General features: G+C 47.2%; 6 protein-coding genes. All 6 read left to right on the forward strand.

Going from position 1 to position 5,267, the window contains the following annotated elements:
- The coding region (gene nadE / locus QZ147_RS08065) for an NAD(+) synthase (RefSeq protein WP_295149103.1) at positions 1 to 502 on the forward strand (502 nt) is incomplete at its 5' end.
- Positions 503 to 505: 3 nt separating this feature from the next.
- Entirely contained in the window at positions 506 to 1,639 is a 1,134-nt protein-coding gene (locus QZ147_RS08070; protein WP_295149106.1) for an aminotransferase class I/II-fold pyridoxal phosphate-dependent enzyme, read from the forward strand.
- The gene (locus tag QZ147_RS08075) at positions 1,632 to 2,567 is read left to right on the forward strand and encodes a tetraacyldisaccharide 4'-kinase (protein ID WP_295149109.1); all 936 of its coding nucleotides are present in this window, start codon (positions 1,632 to 1,634) and stop codon (positions 2,565 to 2,567) included. Before QZ147_RS08070 ends, QZ147_RS08075 begins: the two co-directional genes overlap by 8 nt.
- A 19-nt stretch (positions 2,568 to 2,586) precedes the next feature.
- Positions 2,587 to 3,435, forward strand: a complete 849-nt coding sequence (argB, locus tag QZ147_RS08080) for an acetylglutamate kinase (protein WP_295149111.1) — start codon at positions 2,587 to 2,589, stop codon at positions 3,433 to 3,435.
- 27 nt (positions 3,436 to 3,462) lie between these two features.
- A complete protein-coding gene (gene thrC, locus QZ147_RS08085) occupies positions 3,463 to 4,929 on the forward strand; it encodes a threonine synthase (RefSeq protein ID WP_295149114.1) in 1,467 nt (488 codons plus the stop codon).
- Positions 4,926 to 5,267: NTP transferase domain-containing protein (locus QZ147_RS08090; RefSeq protein ID WP_295149116.1), on the forward strand; the 342-nt coding region annotated here is incomplete at its 3' end. The genes thrC and QZ147_RS08090, both read left to right, overlap by 4 nt.

Below are 5,267 nucleotides of genomic sequence, written 5' to 3' on the forward strand. Positions count from 1 at the left end.
CGTTATAGACGCTTACGCGGGTACGATCGGCGAAAATTTAAGCCCCGTAAGGCTCGGAAACTTATGCGCCAGAGCGCGAATGAGCCTATTATACGACTATTCGGCAAGCATCGGCGCCCTAGTCATAGGTACGAGCAATAAAAGCGAGCTAACGCTCGGCTACGGCACGATTTTCGGTGACACCGCGTGCGCGATTAATCCTATCGGAGGGCTTTATAAAACCGAAATTTTCGAATTTGCGAAATTTTTAAAAATAGATGAGGAAATCATAAACAAAGCTCCCTCTGCGGACCTTTGGCAAGGACAAAGCGACGAGGCGGAGATCGGATATAGCTATGAAAAGATCGACGAAATTTTAAAAGCGCTCGAAAATTTCGGGCGCGATAAAGATGAGCGAATTTTAACCGCCCTAGACCAAACCGCGTTAAATGAAATTTCAAAGCGCGTAAAAGCTAACGAATTTAAGCGAAGAATGCCCGCGATAGCGCAAATTAAAGGATAAAACATGGAAGAGATTTCGTTTTACAAACCGACCGTTACGGCGCGAGAAGTAGATATGGTAACCGCGGCTCTTTATAGCCAAGATTCTAAAAATATAATCGAGCGCTACGAAAACGCAATTAAAGATTATCTAGGCGCAAAACACGTAATTAGCGTAAATAATAGCGCCTCGGCGCAGCACCTAGCTCTAAGCGCGATGCAAATCAAGCGCGGCGATAAGATCGTATGCTCGGTAAACGCTTTCCCGAGCATCGCCCAAGCGATCCGCCACTTCGACGCCGAGCCCATTTTCGTAGATATCAACGAGGACGATTTTAGCATTAGTCCAAGCGCTTTTGAAAGCGTACTAAAAGAACACAATCACAAAAAACTAAAATGCGCGTTTATTAACCACGTAGGCGGTCAAAGCGCCGAGCTGGACGAGCTAGAAGAGATCGCGCAAAAATACGACGTTAAAATTTTAGACGACGTAGACCGCGCGATAGGGCTTAGCTTTAAAGGCGCTAAAATCGGCGGCGAAAACTCGTTTTTATCGTGTTTTCAGATCCATTCGCAGGTGCAAAACCCGACGGCTACTTCGGGATTTTTTACGACGAACGACGACGCGATCGCGCAGCGCGCAAGACTACTTCGCAACTACGCGCTAACTAGCGGTATCGATAAATACGGAAACCTAGGCTACGTCTACGACGTGATCGACATCGGGCTAAAATACGACCTCAGCGCGATAGACGCGGCGTATTCCATGGCTCAGTTTGAAAAAATCGACGAATTTACGGATAGCCGAAAAGCGATCGCCGCTCTTTACGACGAAGAGCTGAAAAACTGCCCGCACGTTACCGCGCCGATTAAAAAGCGCGACCACCTATATACGCAATATATCATCAAAATCGATAAAAATCGCGATAGTTTCGCGCGCGAGCTCTTGGAGCGCGGTATCCACACGTCGCTGCACTTCATTCCGATACATCTTTTAAGCTACTATAAAAACAAATACAATCTAAAAGTTAACGCCTTCCCGAATGCGTTAAAAACGTATCAGCAAGTGCTTTCTCTACCGATTTACAACTCGCTAAAAGACGAGGAAGCGCATAGAATTTGCCAAACTATCAACGAAATAGCTAAAAATCGTGTTTAGCGCGGATTTTAAACGCAAATTTCACGCCTTCGCGGATAGCTATTTTTATCGCCCGACGCGGGCGCAAATTTTACTAGCCTACGCGCTTTTACCCCTTAGCGCGCTTTATACGCTAGGCGTTTTTATAAAATTTTACGCTGCGAAAGGAAGCCAAAAGGAGTTCGGTTTGCCCGTTATTAGCATCGGAAATTTGACGCTGGGCGGAAGCGGTAAGACGCCGTTGTGCGCGGCGATAGCGAACGAATTTTCGGGCGGATTTATCGTACTGCGCGGCTACGGACGCAAGTCTAAGGGCTGCATACGAATTTGCGCCGACGGAGAAATTTTAACGGACGTAAAAACTAGCGGCGACGAAGCGATGGAATACGCAAAAAGCGTCGTAAAAGCAAACGTAATCGTAAGCGAAGATAGAAAAGCGGGCATCGAGTTAGCCAAAAATTTAGGCGCGCGCTACGTTTTACTAGACGACGGATTCGGTAAATTTAATATTAAAAAATTTAACGTCTTAATCGCGCCCAAATCCGCCCCGCACCTAAATTTTACGCTTCCTAGCGGCGCGTATCGCTATCCGCCCGCATTTGCGAAATTTGCCGATTTTACCGCGCGCGAGGGCGAAAGCCATTTTAGAAAAAGCGAAATTTTACGCCCTACGGCAAAAATGGTTTTAGTAACGGCAATCGCAAATCCCGCGCGTTTAAGCGAACATTTTAGCGCTACGATAGCGCAAATTTTCTACCCGGATCATTACGATTTTACGCGCGAAGAGCTGGTTAAAATTTTAACCGATTTCGGCGCTACTTCGCTATTAGTAACGCAAAAAGATTTCGTAAAAATCGAAAATTTTAATCTGCCAGTTTCGTTAATTAGTTTAAAAACGACGCTCTCGCCCGAATTTAAAGCGCTATTAAACGCCGAAATTTCGGTATAATCGCCCGAAAGGATAAAATTTGAAAGACGCAACCCAAACCGCGCGGATAATCATCTCCGCCCTACCCTATATTCAGAAATTCCGCGATAAAATTTTCGTCGTAAAATACGGCGGCTCCGCACAAATAGACGACGAATTAAAAAACGATTTCGTCAAGGATATAGCGCTTTTACAGCTCGTAGGCTGCAAAGTCGTAGTCGTGCACGGCGGCGGTAAAAAAATCAACTCCTATTTAGAACGCCTAAACATAAAAAGCGAATTTAAAGACGGGCTTAGAGTAACGGATAAAGAGGCGATGGAAGTCGTAGAAATGGTGCTTAGCGGCAACGTAAATAAAGAAATAACCGCGCTTTTAAATAAAAACGGCGCGCGAGCGATCGGCGTTAGCGGAAAAGATGCGGGACTGCTGCAAGCGCGCGTATTAGATGGCGGGAAATACGGCTTCGTCGGCGAGATCAAGCGCGTAAATACGCATGTTCTAAACGGACTGCTAGATAACGGACTAATCCCGGTCGTCGCCCCGGTCGCTACGGACGAGGAGGCAAATAGCTACAATATTAACGCCGATTTGTGCGCTAGCGGCGTCGCAAGCGCGCTAAACGCGGAGCGAGTAATATTTTTAACCGACACGCAAGGTATCTTAGACAAAGATAAAAAGCTAATTAGCAAACTAAACGAAGCGCAAATCGTCGCGCTAAAAAAGGACGGCACGATCACGGGCGGCATGATACCAAAAGTAGACGCGGCGCTTGATTGCGTGAAAAACGGCGTGGCAAACGCGCACATCTTAGACGGGCGCGTGCCGCATTCGTTGCTTTTAGAGCTTTTTACCGACGACGGCATCGGCACGATGATCCGCGAGAAATAATAAAATTTAAGATTAAAAGAGGAAAAAATGAAACTTTATCAAACAAGAGCAGAAGCGGGCGAAACGCTAAAATCCGTAGAATTTAGCGAGGCGCTGCTATCGCCTAGTTCCGCTCACGGCGGGCTTTACGCGCCTTTAAATTTACCGAAATTTAAAAGCGATTTTTGGCAAAAAGCGGGAAATTTTAGCTACGAGCAACTCGCGCTTGAAATTATAAAAGCGTTTGATTTAGACGTAGAAGAGGAAATTTTTAAAAGCGCGCTTAGGCGATACGAAAATTTCGATGAGCCTAACGAGCCGGTGCGACTAAAAAAGATCGGCGAGAAACTTTACGTAAACGAGCTATGGCACGGGCCTACTCGCGCTTTTAAAGATATGGCTTTGCAGCCTTTCGGCGAGATTTTAAGCTCGCTAGCTAGCAAGCGCGGCGAAAAATACCTAATAATGTGCGCCACGAGCGGCGATACGGGTCCCGCGACGCTGCAAACGTTTAAAGACTCGCCTAACGTTCGCGTAGTCTGCTTGTATCCAAAAGACGGCACGAGCGAGGTACAGCGCCTACAAATGATAAACGCGGACGCCGCTAATTTAAAAGTAATCGGCGTTAAAGGCGACTTCGACGACGCTCAGCGCGCGCTAAAAACGCTGCTCGCAAGCGAAAATTTTAAATCCGAGCTAGCTAAAAACGGGCTTAAACTAAGCGCGGCAAACTCGGTAAATTTCGGGAGAATTTTATTTCAGATTATCTACCACGTCTACGCTTACGTAAGGCTACTAGCCGCGGGCGAGATAAAAGAGGGCGAAAGTATCGATATTATCGTGCCTAGCGGAAATTTCGGCAACGCGCTCGGGGCTTATTACGCTAAAAAAACGGGCGCAAAAATCGGCAAAATAAAAATCGTCTCTAACTCAAATAACATCCTAACCGAGCTTTTTACGAGCGGACGCTACGACCTGCGCGGCAAGGAGCTGGTTAAAACCATAAGCCCCGCGATGGATATTTTAATCAGCTCAAACGTCGAGCGACTACTATTTGACAAACTGGGCGCCGTGCGCTGCAAAGAGTTAATGGACGCGCTGGCTACGCAAAAATTTTACGAACTTACGCCTAGCGAGTTAGACGCGCTTCGCGAGGATTTTAGCGCCGATTTTTGCGGCGATAAAGAGTGCGAAAATTTTATCAAAGAACAAGCCGCGCGCGGCGTAATCGTAGATCCGCACACGGCTACTTGCTTTAAAGCGGCGCAAAATTTAAGCGCGCCTACGGTAATTACCTCGACCGCGCACTGGGTAAAATTCGCGCCTAGCATGTTTAAAGCAATCAAAGGTCGCGAGCTAACGGACGAAAAAGCGGGGCTTGAAGCGCTCGCGAACAAATTTAAAGACGCGGTACCGAGCTCTATCGCTACGCTATTTACGCAAACGCCTATTCATAAAGATACGCTCGGCACGGCGGAGCTGGAAAGCAAAATTTTAGAATGGATTAAACGATGATTATCATACCCGCTCGTCTAGCTTCGACGCGATTTAAGGACAAAATTTTTTGCGATATAGGCGGCGTGCCGATGTTCGTCGCTACGGCTAAGCGCGTAGCGGACTGCGACGAAGTGGTCGTAGCGGTAGACGACGAACGCGCGGCGGCTATCGCCCGAAAATACGGACTGCGCGCAGTGATGACCTCGCAAACGCATCAAAGCGGAACCGATCGTATCGACGAGGCGGCGCGAATTTTGGGTCTTAGCGAGAGCGAATTAATCATAAACGTCCAAGCCGACGAGCCTTTTATCGAGCCCGAAAATATCGCGAAATTTATAGAATTTTGCAAAGCGCGC

The sequence above is a fragment of the uncultured Campylobacter sp. genome (assembly GCF_905371695.1).
Lineage (GTDB): Bacteria > Campylobacterota > Campylobacteria > Campylobacterales > Campylobacteraceae > Campylobacter_A.

What these genes read in the sequence shown, in the direction of transcription:
- QZ147_RS08070 (WP_295149106.1), top strand. Translation starts at nt 506, where the DNA reads ATGGAAGAGATTTCGTTTTACAAACCGACCGTTACGGCGCGAGAAGTA.
- thrC (WP_295149114.1), top strand. Translation starts at nt 3,463, where the DNA reads ATGAAACTTTATCAAACAAGAGCAGAAGCGGGCGAAACGCTAAAATCC.